Below are 17,046 nucleotides of genomic sequence, written 5' to 3' on the forward strand. Positions count from 1 at the left end.
CCCGGCGGGCCCGATAGTGGCAGGATCGTCCCCGTGAGCATGAAGGACATGGACCAGACCGTGCCCGACGACGGCGCGCGCTCCGAGCTGCACCAGCTCGCCGCAGCGCACGGGGTGCTCACCGAGTACCACCGGTTCGGGGGCGGGCTGGCTCGGGTGCCCGACGCGACCCTGGTCGCCGTGCTCGAGGCGCTCGGCGTGGACGCCGGGAGCCCGCAGGCGATCTCGCACGGGGTGCGCAGGGCACGGGACGAGGAGTGGCGGTCGGTGCTGCCGGCGACGGTCGTCGTCCGCCAGGGTCAGGCGTCGCACGTTCCGGTGCACGTGACGGACGGGGCGTCGGTGCACGTGTGGCTCGAGCTGGACGGGGCGGAGCCCGCCGCCCGGCGGCACGCGGTCCGCCCCCGTCGTGATCTGCAGCAGTCCGACGTCTACGTCGAGCCGCGCGAGGTCGACGGGCGGCTGGTGGGGCGAGCGACGTTCACGGTGCCCGCCGACGTTCCCCTGGGATGGCACACGCTCTACGCTCTCGCCGAGGGGAACGAGTCGTCCACCACCCTCGTGGTGACCCCGGACCGCCTGGAGCTGCCGGACATGCTCGCCCGGGGCCAGGCGTGGGGCGTTCTCGCGCAGCTCTACTCGGTGCGCTCGCGCACCTCGTGGGGCATCGGGGACCTGGCCGACCTGGCCGATCTCGCCTGGCTCACCGCCCACCGCGCCGGGGCGGACTTCGTGGCCGTGAACCCGTTGTCCGCGGCCGAGCCGATCACGCCGGTGACCCCGTCGCCCTACCTGCCGACGTCACGCCGGTTCGGGAACCCGATCTATGTCCGGGTCGAGGACATCCTGGAGACGGCGTACCTGTCGGCGGCCGACCGCTCGCTGGTGGAGTGGGCAGCCGACCCGGTGCGGGATCTCGACGGTGACGGCGGCCCCATCGACCGAGACGCCGTCTGGGACGCGAAGAAGGCCGCGCTCGAGGTGGTGTGCACCGCGCCGCGCCGTGCTGCCCGGCAGGCGGCGTTCGAGGAGTTCGTGGCCGTCCAGGGCGCCGGCCTGCGAGACTTCGCGACCTGGTGCGCGATCGCCGAGGAGCTCGCCGGCGCGCCCTGGCCCGCCGAGCTGGCCGACCCGGCGTCGCCGGCGGTGGCGGCCGTGCGTGAGCGGCTCTCGGAGCGGATCGACTTCTACACCTGGCTGCAGTGGGTGTTCGACGAGCAGAAGGCCGCGGCGCAGCGCACGGCGGTCGAGGCAGGGATGCGGCTCGGGATCGTCCATGACCTCGCCGTCGGTGTGCATCCCGACGGTGCCGACGCCTGGACGTACGCCGACGTGCTGGCCCGTGGCGTCGGCGTCGGTGCCCCGCCCGACATGTACAACCAGCAGGGGCAGAACTGGTCCCAGCCGCCCTGGAACCCGCGGGCGCTGGCGCGCGCCGGCTACGCGCCGTACCGGGACATGCTGCGCACCGCGCTGCGGCACGCCGGTGCGCTGCGCGTCGACCACATCCTGGGGCTGTTCCGGCTGTGGTGGGTGCCCGAGGGCGCCCGCCCCGACCAGGGAGCGTACGTGCGCTACGACCACGACGCCCTGGTCGGCATCCTGGCCCTGGAGGCGCAGCGCGCCGGAGCCATGGTGATCGGTGAGGACCTCGGTGTCTTCGAGCCGTGGGTCCGGGAGTACCTGGGCGACCGCGGCGTCCTCGGCACGTCCGTGTTCTGGTTCGAGAAGACCGACGGCCGCCCGACGGCGCCGCAGGACTACCGCCGTCTGACGCTCGCGACCGTCGGCACCCACGACATGCCGCCGACGGCGGGCTACCTCGCCGGCGAGCACGTCGACCTGCGTGAGCGTCTCGGCCTCCTCGCCGAGGACGCCCAGGCGTTGCGCGGGCAGGCGCGCGCCGAGCGGAACGCGGCCGTCGCGGTGCTGGCCGAGCAGGGGCTCGTGGGGGACAACCCCTCCGAACGTGAGGTGGTCGAGGCCCTGCACCGGTACCTGCGACGCTCGCCGGCCGCACTGGTGGGCGTCCAGCTCGTCGACGCGGTGGGGGAGCGCCGGGCCCAGAACCAGCCCGGCACCGACACCGAGTACCCGAACTGGAAGGTGCCGCTCGGGGACTCGGCGGGGAACGTGGTGCTCGTCGAGGACCTCTTCGACAACGCCCGTCTGCGGTCGCTCTTCGCCGCGGTCGCCGCGGGCCGGTAGGCGCTGCGCGCAGGTGGGCCCGGACCGGTCGGTCCGGGCCCACCTGCTGCGGTACGCCGTGCTGCGCCGGGCGTCAGAGCGCGGCGGCGTCGACCTCCTGCGCGGCCAGTGCTCGCTCGGTGCCGGCCAGCGCCTCGATCACCATCCGCCGCAGGGCGGCCGGTGCGTCGGCGTGCGTGTCGAGCCAGCCGCGCACGGTGTCCCGCAGTCGCGCCGACGCGAGGGGTGCCGGGTAGAGACCCTCGATGAGCTCCTCGGCGATGTGGTAGCTGCGCGTCTGCCAGATCGGCAGCAGCGCGTCCACGTAGCGCTGGGCGAACGGGGCGAGCACGGCGGGGTCGGTCACCTGGACGAAACCGGCGGCGGTCGCCCGGATGATCGCGTTGGGCGCGTCGGCGTCGTCGACCACGGAGGCGAACGCCCGCTCCTTGCCGTCGACGGTCGGCGTCGCCGCGCGGGCCCGGGCGGCAGCCTGGCGGCCGGACGCGGTGTCGTCGTCGGCCAGGGCCGTGTCGATCTCGTCGTCGCCGGCCGCGCCGAGCTGGACCAGCCCCTGCAGGAGCTCCCAGCGCAGGTCCGTGTCGACCGCCAGTCCGTCGAGCTCGACCGAACCGTCGAGCAGCCCGCGCAGCGGGACGGCGTGGGCGTCGGTGGAGGCGAGCGTCGCGAAGTACTTGACGAGCTGCAGCTGGAGGTCGGAGCCGGCGGCGGCGCTCTGCGCGAGCGTCCACAGTGTGTCGCCGACGCGTTCGAGGGTGTCGGCCCGGCGCTCCGGAGCCACGTACGAGCGTGCGGCGAGACCGAGCTGGGCCAGGGTGGTGCGGACCGTGGTGGACTCGGTCTCCGCCGCGATGTTGCCCAGCACCAGGTCGACGTACGCCGATGCCGGGGTCTCGCCGTCGCGCACCGCGTCCCACACCGAGCCCCACACGAGCGAGCGGGCGAGCGGGTCGCTGATGCGTGAGAGGTTCTCGAGGGCGAAGGCGAGCGAGGAGTCGTCCAGGCGGACCTTGGCGTAGGCCAGGTCGTCGTCGTTGACCAGGACGAGGTGGGGCCGGGTGAGGCCGATGAGGTCGGGCACCGAGGTCCGCGCGCCGTCGACGTCGACCTGCACGGACCGCGTGCGGACGACGGCGCCGGTCTCGTCGAGGTCGTAGCAGCCGATCCCGAGGCGGTGCGGACGGATCGTCGGGTGGTCGGCAGGTGCCGTCTGCTCGATGTGGAACACCGCGATCCGGCGGTGGTCGTCCAGCTCGATCGCGGGCCGCAGCGTGTTGACGCCGGCGGTCTCGAGCCAGATCTTCGACCAGGCCGTCAGGTCGCGCCCGCTGGTGGCCTCGAGCTCGACCAGGAGGTCGGGGAGCTCGGTGTTGCCCCAGGCGTGCTTGCGGAAGTAGGCCGAGACGCCGCTGACGAACTCCTCACGGCCCACCCAGGCGACGAGCTGCTTGAGCACGGAGGCGCCCTTGGCGTAGGTGATGCCGTCGAAGTTGACCTGGACGTCCTCGAGGTCGTCGATCGCCGCGACGATCGGGTGCGTGGACGGCAGCTGGTCCTGACGGTAGGCCCAGGTCTTCTCCATCGCGTTGAACGTGGTCCACGCGGCCTCCCACTCGGTGGCCTCGGCCGTGGCGAGCGTGGACACGTACTCGGCGAACGACTCGTTGAGCCACAGGTCGTTCCACCACCTCATGGTGACCAGGTCACCGAACCACATGTGCGCGAGCTCGTGCAGCACCGTCACCACGCGGCGCTCGCGCACGGCGTCGGTGACCTGGGAGCGGAACACGTAGGACTCGGTGAAGGTGACGCAGCCCGGGTTCTCCATCGCGCCCATGTTGTACTCGGGCACGAACAGCTGGTCGTACTTGTCGAACGGGTAGGGAACGCCGAAGGTCTCCTCGTAGAACGCGAAGCCCTGGCGCGTCGTGGTCATGATCGCCTCGGCGTCGAGGTGCTCGGACAACGACGAGCGGCAGAACACGCCCAGCGGGATCGTGCGACCGTCCGACGACGTCACCTCGCCGCGCTCCACGGCGTACGGGCCGGCGACCAGCGCCGCGAGATAGGTGGAGATGCGCGGAGTGGGCCCGAACTCCCAGCGGGCGGCCGCGACCTCGGGCTCCGTGGCGTGCTCGGCGGGCGTCGGCTCCGGAGTCGGCTGGTTCGAGACGACGTGCCACGCGGCCGGGGCCGTGACGGTGAGCTGGAAGGGCGCCTTGAGGTCCGGCTGCTCGAACGTCGCGAAGACGCGCCGGGCGTCCGGGACCTCGAACTGCGTGTAGAGGTAGACCTCGCCGTCGACCGGGTCGACGAAGCGGTGCAGACCCTCGCCCGTGTTCATGTAGGCGCAGTCGGCGACGACGCGCACCTCGTTCTCGGCGGTGAGCCCGTCGAGGGTGATGCGCGAGTCGCCGAAGACCTCGGCGACGTCGAGCGCGCGGCCGTTGAGCGTCACCTCGCGGAGCGTGGGGGCGACCAGGTCGAGGAAGGTGCTCGCTCCCTCGGTCGCGGAGAACCGGATGACGGTCGTGGACGAGAACGTCTCCGGACCGGTGGTCAGGTCGAGGTCGACGGCGTACGACTCGACGGTGGTGATGACCCCGGCGCGCTCGATCGCTTCGACGCGGGTCAGGTTCTCTCCGGGCACGGGTGCTCCCTGGGACGGTGACGGGTGGCGACGACCACGAGGTCGTCGCGGTCGCGTGCGTCGATCATGCCACCTCGGCCGCGGCCGTCCGAATGGATTCTCGGACGGGTTCGACCTGCGTCACCTGGTCATGACATCCTTCGCTGTGCGCGTCAGCGCGCCGGCCGGCCGTACCGGCCGTCCGTCCCGGGAGGGAGCTCCGATGTCCGGCACCGTGCCGCCGCCCCCACCGCCTGGTCCTGCCCCGCAGGGTCCGGGCGACGACGCTGGGAGCACGTCCGTGCGACGTGCGGCCTCCGCGTCGACGCCGCCGTCGTTCGCACCCGGTTCGCTCCCCGACGGCCAGGCGACGGTCGTGCAGCAGCCGGCGACGGCCGCGCAGCAGCCGACGGCGGTCCATGCCCCGATACCGGCTGCACCCGCGCCGTCGGCCCCGGCTGTGCCCGCACCGACCCAGGTGCACCCTCCGCAGGCGCCTCAGCAGCAGTCGTACACCGCGCCGGTACGGCAGCCCGCGTACCAGCAGGCTGCCTACCAGCAGGCTGCCTACCAGCAGCCGAGCTTTCAGCAGGCCCCGCAGCAGCAGTACGGGTACACCCCCCAGCAGTATGCCTACCAGCAGGCGTCGGCCGCGCCTCCGCCCGGCACGGCACAGAACCCCGCAGCGCCGGCCCCGTCACGACGCACGCGGCTGACTCCGGGGTGGATCGCGTTCATCGCGGTCGACGCGATCCTGATCATCGTGGCGATCGGGTTCGCGTTCAACGCGCTCAGGGGTGCGGACGCACCGGCGGTCGACGCCGGCACGGACCCGGACGCCGTCGCGAGCCAGGACGCCCAGGGCGACGCGGACGAGGGCGACGCCGACGTGGACGTGGCGGACCCGGGAGCTTCCGTCGCCCAGTTCGCCGCGCCCTCGCGCAACATCTCCTGCGAGATCTTCGAGAACCAGGTCTCGTGCGCGATCGCGGAGCTGAACCAGCAGCCGGCTCCGGTGGAGGACTGCGACGGCACGACCGGCTACGTGGTCACCCTGGACGAGGAGGGGACGGTCGCCCTGCCGTGCGTCCCGGGCTCCGACAAGCCGAAGAAGGCACCGAAGAAGCGGGACCAGGTGGCCTACGGCGACTCGGTGACCGAAGGAGACTTCACCTGTTCGAGCCGGCAGGACGGCATGTACTGCCAGCACGACCCGACGGGCAAGGGCTTCTCGCTGGCCCGGGCCGGAGTCGGGACCTACTGACGCGCCGGGCCGGGGACCGGCACGGGCGAGGGAGCGTCCTCGGGCTCCGGCTCGTTCTCGAGGAACGGCTCGAGCAGGCCGGGAGCAGCCTCGACCGCGAAGGCCAAGGCCTCGTCGGTCGCGATGTCGGGAGCCTCGTAGACACCCCACCCGGCGGCGGTCATCGCCGAGACGGTGCGCAGACCGAGGCGACGCTGCAGGATCGACTCGCGCAGCGCGATCGTGCTCACGGCGTCGCGCCGCAGCACGGTGGTGGCCCGGCTCATCAGGCCGGACCGGACCACGAGGTAGCGGCCGGCGATCGTGTGGCCGAGAGAGCGGTACGCCACCACGGCACTGGCGAGGGCGAAGGCCCAGGACACCGCACCCCACCACAGCGTCGTCATCGGGACGACTCCGTTCGAGGCGAGCCACCCCAGCGTTCCTGTCACCGCGGCGCCCACGACCGTGGCCCACCAGAGACGACGACGCAGGGCGGCCCGTGGGTGTGGCACCAGCCGGTGGGAAAACGGGCCGGGTGTCATCTCGAGGACGTCTCCGGCGACACCCTGGGCGACCGAGAGGGGGCCGCGGGGCAGGATCGAGGTCGACCCCGACCAGATGGACAGCCCCGTGGTGATCACCTCGGTGTCGGCAACCCCCAACCACCGCCACAGCACCGGTTCCGAGACGTGGACACCGCGTAGCCGGCGGTCGTCGCGGTTGACCTCGCGTGTGGTCAAGAGTCCTTGGCGCGTACGCAGCTGGGTGGAACCGTCTCCGGGAACCCGGGCGAGCTCGAAGCGCCAGTGCGTGCTGAAGAACCCTACGGCCCGTGCCATGGTGCCGATCACCAACACGGCGATCAGTGTGATGCCGATCGTGACGGTCCAGCCGACCTCCCCCGGACCGAGGTTTTGCCGGATCCATGTCTCGGGGTCGAGGCCGAACATCGCGACGAGCCAGTACGCGCCCCACAGCAGACCCGCTGCGGCGACCACGGACCAGACACCGACGACGTTGTAGACGACCCAGGACGGCCGGAACCGTGCGATGACCTGCTTGGCCGATCGATCCGCGCTGCTGGGCCCGGTGGGTACGTCTGTGCGGTCCGGGGGAGCGGTTCGCGCTCCCGGCGCCACCGACTCCGTCGAAAGCAGAGTCTGACGCAGCGCTGCGGCGTCGTGGCGGTTCAGTGCGTCCAGGGACAGCGCGGACTCTCCGGTGGCAAGCTGCTGCCCGGCGCCGATCAGGACGACCCGCAGCCCGGCGAGGCGATGACGCAGCTTGGCCGTCACGTCGATGCTACGAATCCGGTCGCGGCGCACCGAGCGGTAGCGCCGTACGACGATGCCGGTGCGGCGCTCGACATACTCGTCAGACATTCGGTAGCGCGTGAAGGTCCACCGCAGCGCATCGCGGGCGGCACCGATCACACCGAGGACGGCGACGAGGACGAAGGGCCACATCGCACCCCAGGTCGGGTCAACGCCTATCACCCAGGTCGCGATCGCCGCGGGTGTCAGCGACAGAAGGGACTGTGCGACGTCGACCCAGATCATCTTGGCGTCCAGGCGCAGCCACGATGCGGTGCCTGCGGTCACCGGAACCTCACGTTCGAGGACGGTTTCGTCGACCACCTGGGTGTCGGCGCCCGGTTCGGTGTCGGCGCCTTGATGCCGCGTCATGTGGCGTCCCCGGGGATACGCTCCACGACGAGCGTGAGCTGTTCGGCGACTGCTTCGGCGACGTCCGCGTCCAGCCCGACGATCTTGATCGCGCCGCTCGACGACGCCGTGGTGACCCGCAGGGTTGCGAGGCCGAGCGCCTGCTCGAGAGGCCCACGCACGGCGTCGACGGTCTGGACACGGGACAGCGGTGCCACCCGCCACTCCCGCACGACACACCCCGTCAGCCCGTAGACCGCCTCGTCGGTGGTCTCCCAGCGGTGCACGGTGGACCGCCACCGTGGTTCGACGAGGGTCCGGGCCGCCGTCCACACGGCGGCCAGCACGATCGGTGCGGTGAGCCATGCCCGGGCCGGCTCCCACAACCAGGCGACCGCCACCAGCACGAGCAGGACGACCCCTGACGTGCAGAGCCCTCGCAGTGTCCACCAGCGCACGGCGCGGGGATCGACACGGTGCACGGGCGGGCGGAGCGTCCGGGGGACGGGGCGCGGCTCGACGTCCGGGGGCGGGAGGTTCGGCATGCCGCCAGCCTGGCACCCCTGCGGCTCGCGCGGGAGTGCCAGACGTCATGGTCCGCCTGCTACCAGATCCGCACCCGCTCGTCAGCGGGCAGGTACAGCGCGTCGGACGCCGCGACGTCGTACGCCTCGTAGTACTCGTCGACGTTGCGCACGACGCCGTTGCACCGGAACTCGTTGGGCGAGTGCGGATCGGTGGCGAGCCGCCGCACGACCTCCTCGTCACGGCCCTTGGCCTGCCACACCTGGGCCCAGCCGAGGAACACCCGCTGCAGGCCGGTCAGACCGTCGACCACCGGGGCGTCGTCGAGCGAGCCGCCCAGCGCGATCCGGTAGGCCTTGATCGCGATCGACAGCCCGCCGAGGTCACCGATGTTCTCGCCGATCGTCAGCGCCCCGTTGACGCGGGCGGCCTCGTCGGTCAGCTGTGCGGGCCGGTAGGCGCCGTACTGGTCGATGAGCGCCTTCGTGCGCTGCTCGAACTCGGCGCGGTCGGAGGACGTCCACCAGTCCTCGAGCCGCCCGTCCCCGTCGTACTTCGAGCCCTGGTCGTCGAACCCGTGGCCGATCTCGTGGCCGATCACCGCGCCGATCCCGCCGAAGTTCACCGCGTCCTCCGCGTCCGGGTCGAAGAACGGCGGCTGCAGGATCGCCGCGGGGAACACGATCTCGTTCATCCCCGGGTTGTAGTAGGCGTTGACCGTCTGAGGGGTCATGAACCACTCGTCGCGGTCGAGCGGCCGGCCGATCTTGCCGAGCTCGTAGTCCTGCTCGAACGCGTGCGCGCGGCGCACGTTGCCCACCAGGTCGTCGCCGGAGATCTCGAGTCCGGAGTAGTCGCGCCACCGCACGGGGTAGCCCACCTTGGGGGTGAACTTCTCCAGCTTGGTCAGCGCGCGCTGCTTGGTCTCGTCGGTCATCCAGTCCAGGTTCTCGATGGACTCCCGGTAGGCGGCCACGAGGTACGAGACGAGCTCGTCCATGCGCTCCTTGTGGCTGGGCGGGAAATGCCGGGCCACGTACTCCTGGCCGACGGCCTCGCCGAGCGCACCCTGCACGACAGTGACGGCACGCTTCCACCGCTCGCGCACCTCCTGCGCGCCGGAGAGGGTGCGACCGTAGAAGTCGAAGTTCGCCTCCACGACGGCGTCGGCCAGGTAGGGCGCACGGGCGGTGATCAGGTGGTAGGCGGCCCACAGCTTCCAGTCGGCGAGGTCGCCCGACTCCCACAGCGCGGCGAAGCCGGTGGCGAACGACGGCTCGCGCACCACCAGGTCGTCGAGCGAGCCGTCCGGGGCGCCCAGCGCCTCGGCCCAGCCCGCCCAGTCGAAGCCGGGCGCCGAGGCGACCAGGTCGTCGAACGTCGTGGGGTTGTAGGTCTCGGTGGCGTCGCGGTCGCGCACCACGTCCCAGTGGTGCCCGGCGAGCTGCGTCTCCAGCGCGACGACGCGCTCGGCCGCGTCGGCCGCCGTCGTGCCCCAGGCGTCCTGCCCGACGCCGGCGATCGCCAGCATGCGCGTCACGTGCGGGGTGTACTTGGCCCGGATGGGGGCGTACTGGTCCTCGCGGTAGTACGCCTCGTCGGGCAGGCCGATGCCGCCCTGGACGAAGTACGTCACGTACGTCTCGGGGTCCTTGGCGTCGTTGTCGACGTAGAAGGCGACCGCGCCGCCGCCGCCGGTGCGCTGCACCGTGCCGAGCACGCGGGCGAGGGACGCCTTGTCGGCGGCGTCACGGATCGCGGCGAGCTCGTCGAGCACCGGCGAGATGCCCAGCGCCTCGACCCGCTCGGTGTCCATGAAGCTCGCGTACAGGTCGCCCACTTGCGCCTGGGAGCCCGTCGCCGCACCACGCCGGGCCGCGGCGCCCGCGTCGGTGATGATCTCGCGGACCTGCTCCTCGGCCGCGTCGTGCAGGGCACGGAACGCGCCGTCCATGGAGCGGTCGGCCGGGATCTCGTACGAGTCGAGCCAGCGGCCGTTGACGTGGCGGAACAGGTCGTCCTGGGGGCGGGTCGCGTCGTCGAGTGCTGATGTGTCGATGCCGGACCGCAGCCCGGTCGCGTCGGTCGTCATGGCGCCAGACTACGCACCGGTCGGGGTGCGCCCCGTGAGACGGGGCGGCGAGGTGGTCGGCGCGTGGGTGAGAATGTGGCCATGCGCCTGCACATCGCCGCCGACCACGCCGGATACGAGCTCAAGTCCCACCTCGTCGAGCACCTGCGCGCCACCGGGCACGACGTCGTCGACCACGGGGCCCACGAGTACGACGCCCAGGACGACTACCCGTCGTTCTGCTTCGCGGCGGGGGAGGCCGTCGTGGCCGAGCCCGGTGCGCTGGGCATCGTCATCGGCGGTTCGGGCAACGGCGAGCAGATCGCGGCCAACAAGGTGCCGGGCGTGCGCGCCGTCCTCGCCTGGTCGCCGCAGACCGCCACGCTCGGCCGCCAGCACAACGACGCGAACGTCATCGCCGTGGGCGGCCGCATGCACTCGGTCGAGGAGGCCACGGCGTTGGTCGACGCGTTCGTCGCGGAGCCCTTCTCCGGCGACGCCCGCCACCAGCGCCGGATCGACCAGCTCGCCGCCTACGAGGCGTCGCGTCCCTCCGCCTGACGTGCCCGAGGGGCACACCGTCCACCGGCTCGCCCGCACCCTGCACGAGCTCTTCGCCGGCCGGCCGGTCCGCGTCACCAGCCCCCAGGGCAGGTTCGCGGCGGGCGCGTCCCTGCTCGACGGCGGCACGTTCGTCAGGGCCGAGGCCTGGGGCAAGCAGCTCTTCGTCGGCTTCGCGGCCGGTGCCACGGCCGATCCCTCGGCCGACGCCTCCGGCGCGGAGCACTGGCTGCGCGTCCACCTGGGGCTCTACGGTGCCTGGACGTTCGCCGGTGACGGCAGTGCCGACGTCGTGCACGCCATCGGGGCGCCGCGCCGCCGCATCGGCGAGCGGGACTCCACCCCACCACCCGGGCCGCAGGGTCCGGCGGGGCCGTGGGCACCACCACCACCGCGCGGGGCCGTCCGGGCACGCCTGGTGGGTCCGCACGCCGTGGCGGACCTGACCGGCCCGACCGCGTGCGAGGTGCTCACGCCGGCGGAGAAGGCGGGCGTGGAGGCGAGGCTCGGCCCGGACCCGATCCGGCCGGACGGCGGTCGTGGCTCGCTCGACGTGGCGCGCGCGGCGTTCGTGGCACGGGTGCGGCGGTCGCGCGTGACCGTCGGGCAGCAGCTCATGGACCAGGCGGTGATCGCGGGGGTGGGCAACATCTACCGCGCCGAGGCGCTGTTCCGCGCCGGTATCGACCCGCTGGCTCCGGGACGCGACGTGCCGCAGGACGCGCTCGGTGCGATGTGGGACGACCTGGTCGTCCTCATGCGCGACGGCGCCGCCAGCGGCCGGATCGTCACCACACGGCCCGAGCACCGCGACGGCGGGACGGGCAGCGGGCAGCGGGCTTCGGACGAGCTCCGCCGTCGGACCCGGCAGAACACCGACGACGACCTCGGCGCCGTCCCCGCCGCGGAGGCGTTCTACGTCTACCACCGCGACGGGCTGTCGTGCCGGGTGTGCGGCGCGCCCGTCCTGCGCAAGGAGCTGGCCGGGCGCAACCTCTTCTGGTGCGGGGCCTGCCAGAACTAGGCCTGTCCGATCCGGAGGATCGCGTCGAGCGGGTAGGGCGTCGCCCGGCTCTCCCGCTGGAACCGGCGACTGAAGTCCCCGACCACTGCGGCGACCGGCGCGTCACGGACCAGGACGGCCGCGACCGCCGCCGGGACGCCCCCCGGAGACACCCCCTGGGCGCAGGATCGCACGAACGCCCGGCGTTCTTCCGGTCCGTACCCGTGCAGCGCGACGGCCAGCCAGTTCACCAGGTGGGTGGCGGTGTAGCAGCGGTCGTAGCTGAGGTGCTCGTCGAAGAAGTCGGCCTCGTCCGGTGCGAGCTCGAACCCGGAGGAGATCGCGAGCCCGTAGTCGGCGAAGTACAGCCGACTGCCGTCGGTCAGGATGTTCTCGAAGTGGGTGTCGAAGTGCAGCAGCCCGCGGGCGTTCATGAACGAGATGCCGGCCTTCAGCTCGTCGTCCACCATGGCGCAGGCCCGCTCGGCGGCCTCGTCACCGGACCCGATCTGGACACCCAGCCAGTCGTGCAGGTTCTGCGGGATGTACTCCAGGAACAGCATGATGCTCGCCGAGGACTGCTGCAGGGCTTCGATCCGGTGGCGGATCCCGGGTCCGCCTCCCCAGTAGGCGACGGCGCGTTCCACGTCGGCCAGCTCCTCGGGGAGCGGCTGGCCAGCATCGGTGAGCACCCGCCAGTGGTACATCAGGGGGAACCCCTCGTAGTCGCCCGAGACGACCCAGCTCGTCGTCGTGGTGTGCACGGCCAGCTCTCGCCAGGCGCCGAACCCGGGGCCGCCGATGCTGCCGACGCCGTAGTGGCAGAAGGTCGGCAGCTCGAACAGGTTCGCTGTCGAGCCGACGTTCTCCGGGCGTCGCTCGAGATCGGTGAGGCGCACCTGCTTGACGAAGACCGAGGTTCCTTCGACCTCCAGCAGGAGGGTCTTCCCGCCGATGCCGGAACCGATCGGTGTGGCGGCGTCCAGGAGCTCCTGCAGTCTGCGGTCGCTGCAGCGCGACAGCGATGCGGAGACGGCTTCGTGGGCGGCCAGACGGGGGCCGCGGGACGTGTCAGGGTTCGTCAACCCTGCCTCCAGTGGGGCTGGCACGGCCTAGAAGACCCAGCTGCACAGGGGCGCGACGGGCCAGCCGAACGCCGTGCTCGCCGCGGCCAGGGCACCGGGCGTGAGCTCGTCGACCCTTCCCGCCGCGGCGAGACCGGCCAGCGACGTCCCGCCCAGGTAGGCGGCACCCAGCTCGCGCACGTCCAGGGCCAGGTCGGCGTCCGACGGCGGCACGTCGGAACGCTCGCACGTGGCCGCGCCGAAGGGCTCGGCCCGCAGGCGCCAGACGCCGGCGTTGTCGGTCAGGCGGGCGTCGGCCACGGCCAGGGTCGTGTCGATCCTGGCCGCGTACTGCCGGCCGGCCAGGGCGGTGGGGACGTCCACGAGCCGCACCCAGACGTTGTCGACCCGGCGCTGGCCGGCGGCGCGCGGGTTCTCGAGCAGGGACAGCAGCGGGTCGTCCGGGGCGAGGATGAACGGCTTCGTCTCGGTCATCAGGTCCAGGTCGAGCAGCACACCCCACAGGGCCCGGGACGCCGCGGCGTCGAGGGCGACGGCCTCGAGGACGTTGACGGTGCCGTCGGTGCCGGAGTGCGTCCAGTCGAGCTTGCGGCGCAGGAGCGCGTAGGCGCGGGGCTCACCGTCACGTTCGACGACGACGACGCGGCGGGACTCCTGGCCACCGCGGAACGCCGTCGGGTCGTGCCACCAGGCGGCCTGCAGCTCGGGGGACTCCCTCGTGGCCCAGCCGGGCCGGTTCACCCCCAGGCCGCCCGGGGACTCGCCCGCCGCGCGGTGCACCGTGTCGACCAGGGCACCGTGGCGGTCGCGGTCGATGTGCTCGATGCGGACGGTGTGCTCGGCGGCTCCGGGGACGTCCCGCAGCCGGGCGCCGCGCGGGATCGTCAGGCGGGCGTCGTCGGCGGCCTTGCCGTACCCGAACCGGCCGTAGATCGGGTACTCCGCGGCGAAGAGCGCGGACAGCGGCTCGCCGCGCTCGCGGCAGCGTGCCAGGTGCAGGTCGATCATCGCGGTGGCGAGGCCGCGACGACGGTGCTGGGGGTGCACGCCGACCCAGGTGAGCCCGGCGGTGGGCAGCGTGCCGCCGGGGACGGGGAAGTGGGCGAACGGGTACGAGGCGTGCATGGCGGCGAGCTCGGAGCCCGGGGCCTTCTCGCCGTCGGCCTCGACCCCTACGGCGCGCTCCCATGTCAGCGGAGAGGGGCCCTTCTCGGCCTCGTCGGGGTCGGACGGCGACGGGAAGGCCCACGAGTCCACGTGGGTGACGGCGCGCCGGTCCTCGGCGGTGAGCTGGCGGAAGCGGTACCCGGTGGGGGCAGGTGCGTCGATGGTCACGGGCTCGATCCTGCCGCCCGGCCGGGGTGGGCGCCAGCGAATTGGCGCGGCGGTAGGGTCACGGCGTGACCGACGAACCCGGGACGAGTGCTGCCGAGGAGTACCTGGACGAGGTGCTCGCCGTCGTCGAACAGGTCCCGGCAGGGCGGGCGACGACCTACGGGCTGGTCGCCGAGGCCGTGGCCGAGGTGCTGGGCCGCGGCGGCCCTCGCCAGGTCGGTCAGGTCATGGCCCGCGCGGGTTCCGGTGTGGCCTGGTGGCGGGTGGTGAACGCGGCCGGCGCACCGCCCGCCCGGCACCTGGACCGGGCGCTGACGGAGCTGCGTGCCGAGGGCTGTCCACTGACCCGCGACGGCCGGCGCGTCGACCTGCGCCGGGCCGTCTGGCTGCCCTGAGGGGTCAGGAGAGCAGGGCCGCCGCCGACGCCGCGTCGCCCTGGACCAGCAGCGTCGTCAGGGCCGTGCCCTCCCACCGGGCGAGGTCGGCGCGCACCTTGGCCGCAGGACCCACCAGCGCGATCTCCTCGACGAGCTCGGTCGGCACCGCTCGGGCCGCGTCCTCCTTGCGGCCCTCGAGGTAGAGCCGCTGCACCTCGTCGGTGACCTCCGCGTAGCCGAGCCGGTCGAGCGAGGCCTTGTGGAAGTTGGCCTCCTTGGCGCCCATGCCGCCGGCGTACAGGGCGATGTGCGGGCGGACGACGTCGGCCGCGGACTCGACGTCGTCGCGCACGACCACCGGGACGGTCGCCACGACCTCGAAGTCCTCCGGGCGGGAGCGTTCCTCTGCGCGGCGCGCGAACCCCTCGGCGAGGAGCTCGCGGTGCTCGGCGTCGGTGCGCGGCGCGTAGAACCCGGCCATCCAGCCGTCGGCGATCTCGGCGGCCAGCGCGACGTTCTTCGGGCCCTGGGCGGCCAGCACGATGGGGATCTCCTGGCGCACCGGGTGCACGGTCGGCTTCAGGGCCTTGCCGAGCCCGGTGGCGCCGGGTGCATCCTCGGGCAGCGGCAGCCGGTAGAACTCGCCGTCGTACGTCACCGGGCGCTCGCGGGCGACCACCTGGCGCACGATGTCGACGTACTCCCGGGTGCGGGCGAGCGGACGCCGGTAGGGCTGGCCGTACCAGCCCTCGACCACCTGTGGTCCGGAGGCGCCGAGGCCGAGCACGAACCGTCCGCCGGAGAGGTGGTCCAGGGTGATGGCCTGCATGGCGGTGGCGGTCGGTGTGCGAGCGGCCATCTGTGCGATGCCGGTGCCGAGGCGGAGCCTCTCGGTGTGCGAGCCCCACCAGGCGAGCGGGGTGAAGGCGTCGGACCCGTAGGCCTCGGCGGTCCAGACGGAGTCGAGTCCGGCGGCCTCGGCCTGCTGCAGGGCCTCCACGATGCCGGCCGGCGGCTTGCGGGACCAGTAGCCGGTCTGGATGCCGATGCGCAGGGTGGTCATGGGTCTCCTCGTCGAGTACGTGTCTGAGACGCCGAGTCTCGGGTACTGCCCACCCTAGCCGACGTGCGACCTGAGACGTTGCCTCGGATGCTGGAGGAGTGGCCACCTACGACGACGTCGCCCGCATCGCGCTCGCGCTCCCCGGCACCGAGGAGGGAGTCTCGCGCGGCTGGCGCACGTGGCGCGTCGCAGGTCGTCAGTTCGTGTGGGAACGTCCGTTCACGCAGGCCGACCTGCGCCGCTTCGAGGCCGAGCCGCCGACCGGACCGATCCTGGGGCTCGCCGTCGACGACCTCGGCGAGAAGGAGGCGGTGCTCGCCGCCCACCCGGCGTCGTTCTTCACGATCCCGCACTTCGACGGCTATCCCGCGGTGCTCGTCCGGCTCGACGACGTGGACGAGGCCGAGCTCGCCGAGGCGGTGGAGGACGCCTGGCTCGTCAAGGCTCCGCGTCGACTGGCCGCAGAGCATCTCGCGAGGGGTGGACGTACCGAGTGAGGCTCCGCGTCAGCGCGGCGAGAGGACGCAGAAGTCGTTGCCCTCCGGGTCGGCGAGGCACACCCACGGCACGTCGCCCTGGCCGATGTCGACCGGGGTGGCGCCCAGGGCGCGCAACCGCTCCACCTCGAGCGCCTGGTCGTCACCCGGATACGGCAGCACGTCCAGGTGGGCGCGGCTCTTCGCGGTCTTCTCGTCGGGCGTGCGGACGAACTCCAGGTACGGCCCGACGCCCTGGGCCGAGCGCAGCCGCACATGGTCGCCGGTCGCCTCGTGCAGGGTCCAGCCCGTCGCCTCGCCCCAGAACCGGGCCAGCCCGCGCGGGTCCGCGCAGTCGACCACCACTGCGGCGATCGGACCGGTGTCCCGGTAGATCGACCGGGGCTCCAGCACGCAGAAGACGTTGCCCTCCGGGTCGGCCAGGACGTCCCACGGCACGTCGCCCTGGCCCACGTCGGCGGGCGTCGCGCCGAGGTCCTTCAGGCGCGCGACCAGCTCCGCCTGGTGGGCCGCCGACGTGCTGGCGAGGTCGAGGTGCGTCCGGTACCGCACGGTCTCGGGGTCGGGGACGGTGACGACGTCCACGCAGACGGCGGTCGGGTGCGGCCAGTCGAAGCCGAGGGGCTCGACGTTGGTCACGCCGGGGCCCTCGCTGGAGACGCCCCAGCCGAGCGCCTCCGCCCAGAACTCGCCGAGGGCCGAGTCGTCGCGCGCCTTGAAGTTCACCTGCACGAGTTGCAGCGCCATGCCGCCCGATCCTAGGCCCAGAGCCACCTGATCGA

14 protein-coding genes are annotated in these 17,046 nt (G+C 72.8%); 6 read left to right on the forward strand and 8 right to left on the reverse strand.

Going from position 1 to position 17,046, the window contains the following annotated elements:
- Window positions 1–39: 39 nt before the first annotated feature.
- Window positions 40–2,208 (forward strand): 4-alpha-glucanotransferase, encoded by a 2,169-nt coding sequence (gene malQ, locus PZC42_RS15635; protein ID WP_277212561.1) that lies wholly within the window; start codon window positions 40–42, stop codon window positions 2,206–2,208.
- 73 nt (window positions 2,209–2,281) lie between these two features.
- On the opposite strand, the gene pepN is transcribed toward malQ, so the two are convergent.
- Window positions 2,282–4,858: an aminopeptidase N gene (gene pepN / locus PZC42_RS15640; protein WP_277212492.1), complete on the reverse strand. Its 2,577-nt coding sequence runs from the start codon at window positions 4,856–4,858 to the stop codon at window positions 2,282–2,284.
- Window positions 4,859–5,138: 280 nt separating this feature from the next.
- On the opposite strand from pepN, the gene PZC42_RS15645 reads away from it, so the two are divergent.
- Window positions 5,139–6,101, forward strand: coding sequence for a hypothetical protein (locus tag PZC42_RS15645; RefSeq protein ID WP_277212494.1), 963 nt, complete (start codon window positions 5,139–5,141; stop codon window positions 6,099–6,101).
- Here the strand turns inward: PZC42_RS15645 and PZC42_RS15650 are convergent.
- The 3 genes from PZC42_RS15650 to PZC42_RS15660 are packed head-to-tail and all read right to left on the reverse strand — an operon-like array spanning window position 6,095 to window position 10,364.
- Window positions 6,095–7,768 carry a PH domain-containing protein gene (locus PZC42_RS15650; RefSeq protein WP_277212495.1) on the reverse strand — a complete coding sequence of 558 codons (1,674 nt, stop codon included), beginning with the start codon at window positions 7,766–7,768 and terminating at the stop codon, window positions 6,095–6,097. The two genes, PZC42_RS15645 and PZC42_RS15650, sit on opposite strands and share 7 nt — an antisense overlap.
- Window positions 7,765–8,292, reverse strand: coding sequence for a PH domain-containing protein (locus PZC42_RS15655; protein WP_277212497.1), 528 nt, complete (start codon window positions 8,290–8,292; stop codon window positions 7,765–7,767). Before PZC42_RS15655 ends, PZC42_RS15650 begins: the two co-directional genes overlap by 4 nt.
- Before the next feature lie 59 nt (window positions 8,293–8,351).
- Window positions 8,352–10,364, reverse strand: a complete 2,013-nt coding sequence (locus tag PZC42_RS15660) for a M13 family metallopeptidase (RefSeq protein ID WP_277212499.1) — start codon at window positions 10,362–10,364, stop codon at window positions 8,352–8,354.
- Window positions 10,365–10,445: 81 nt separating this feature from the next.
- On the opposite strand from PZC42_RS15660, the gene PZC42_RS15665 reads away from it, so the two are divergent.
- Both PZC42_RS15665 and PZC42_RS15670 read left to right on the forward strand, forming a co-directional pair.
- Complete coding sequence (locus tag PZC42_RS15665; protein WP_277212500.1) at window positions 10,446–10,904, forward strand: ribose-5-phosphate isomerase; 459 nt, start codon at window positions 10,446–10,448, stop codon at window positions 10,902–10,904.
- Window position 10,905: 1 nt separating this feature from the next.
- Window positions 10,906–11,928 (forward strand): Fpg/Nei family DNA glycosylase, encoded by a 1,023-nt coding sequence (locus tag PZC42_RS15670; RefSeq protein WP_277212501.1) that lies wholly within the window; start codon window positions 10,906–10,908, stop codon window positions 11,926–11,928.
- Here the strand turns inward: PZC42_RS15670 and PZC42_RS15675 are convergent.
- Together PZC42_RS15675 and PZC42_RS15680 are read right to left on the reverse strand one after the other, a co-directional pair.
- The gene (locus PZC42_RS15675; RefSeq protein ID WP_277212502.1) at window positions 11,925–12,992 is read right to left on the reverse strand and encodes a protein kinase family protein; all 1,068 of its coding nucleotides are present in this window, start codon (window positions 12,990–12,992) and stop codon (window positions 11,925–11,927) included. The genes PZC42_RS15670 and PZC42_RS15675 overlap by 4 nt on opposite strands.
- A gap of 27 nt (window positions 12,993–13,019) precedes the next feature.
- Complete coding sequence (locus PZC42_RS15680) at window positions 13,020–14,327, reverse strand: GNAT family N-acetyltransferase (RefSeq protein ID WP_277212504.1); 1,308 nt, start codon at window positions 14,325–14,327, stop codon at window positions 13,020–13,022.
- A gap of 65 nt (window positions 14,328–14,392) precedes the next feature.
- On the opposite strand from PZC42_RS15680, the gene PZC42_RS15685 reads away from it, so the two are divergent.
- Window positions 14,393–14,722 carry an MGMT family protein gene (locus tag PZC42_RS15685; protein WP_277212505.1) on the forward strand — a complete coding sequence of 110 codons (330 nt, stop codon included), beginning with the start codon at window positions 14,393–14,395 and terminating at the stop codon, window positions 14,720–14,722.
- Window positions 14,723–14,726: 4 nt separating this feature from the next.
- Here the strand turns inward: PZC42_RS15685 and PZC42_RS15690 are convergent, their stop codons facing one another.
- Window positions 14,727–15,758 carry an LLM class F420-dependent oxidoreductase gene (locus PZC42_RS15690; protein ID WP_277212562.1) on the reverse strand — a complete coding sequence of 344 codons (1,032 nt, stop codon included), beginning with the start codon at window positions 15,756–15,758 and terminating at the stop codon, window positions 14,727–14,729.
- Between the two features lie 107 nt (window positions 15,759–15,865).
- Between PZC42_RS15690 and PZC42_RS15695 the strand changes: the two genes are divergently transcribed.
- Window positions 15,866–16,264 (forward strand): MmcQ/YjbR family DNA-binding protein, encoded by a 399-nt coding sequence (locus PZC42_RS15695; RefSeq protein WP_277212507.1) that lies wholly within the window; start codon window positions 15,866–15,868, stop codon window positions 16,262–16,264.
- 9 nt (window positions 16,265–16,273) lie between these two features.
- On the opposite strand, the gene PZC42_RS15700 is transcribed toward PZC42_RS15695, so the two are convergent.
- Window positions 16,274–17,011, reverse strand: a complete 738-nt coding sequence (locus tag PZC42_RS15700) for a VOC family protein (protein WP_277212509.1) — start codon at window positions 17,009–17,011, stop codon at window positions 16,274–16,276.
- Between the last annotated feature and the right edge of the window lie 35 nt (window positions 17,012–17,046).

Source organism: Isoptericola croceus (assembly GCF_029382255.1).
Taxonomy (GTDB): Bacteria; Actinomycetota; Actinomycetes; order Actinomycetales; family Cellulomonadaceae; genus Isoptericola; species Isoptericola croceus.

Coding starts and splice junctions, on each gene's coding strand:
- malQ (WP_277212561.1), top strand. CDS start 40: ATGAAGGACATGGACCAGACCGTGCCCGACGACGGCGCGCGCTCCGAG.
- PZC42_RS15650 (WP_277212495.1), bottom strand. CDS start 7,768: ATGACGCGGCATCAAGGCGCCGACACCGAACCGGGCGCCGACACCCAG.
- PZC42_RS15655 (WP_277212497.1), bottom strand. CDS start 8,292: ATGCCGAACCTCCCGCCCCCGGACGTCGAGCCGCGCCCCGTCCCCCGG.
- PZC42_RS15660 (WP_277212499.1), bottom strand. CDS start 10,364: ATGACGACCGACGCGACCGGGCTGCGGTCCGGCATCGACACATCAGCA.
- PZC42_RS15665 (WP_277212500.1), top strand. CDS start 10,446: ATGCGCCTGCACATCGCCGCCGACCACGCCGGATACGAGCTCAAGTCC.
- PZC42_RS15700 (WP_277212509.1), bottom strand. CDS start 17,011: ATGGCGCTGCAACTCGTGCAGGTGAACTTCAAGGCGCGCGACGACTCG.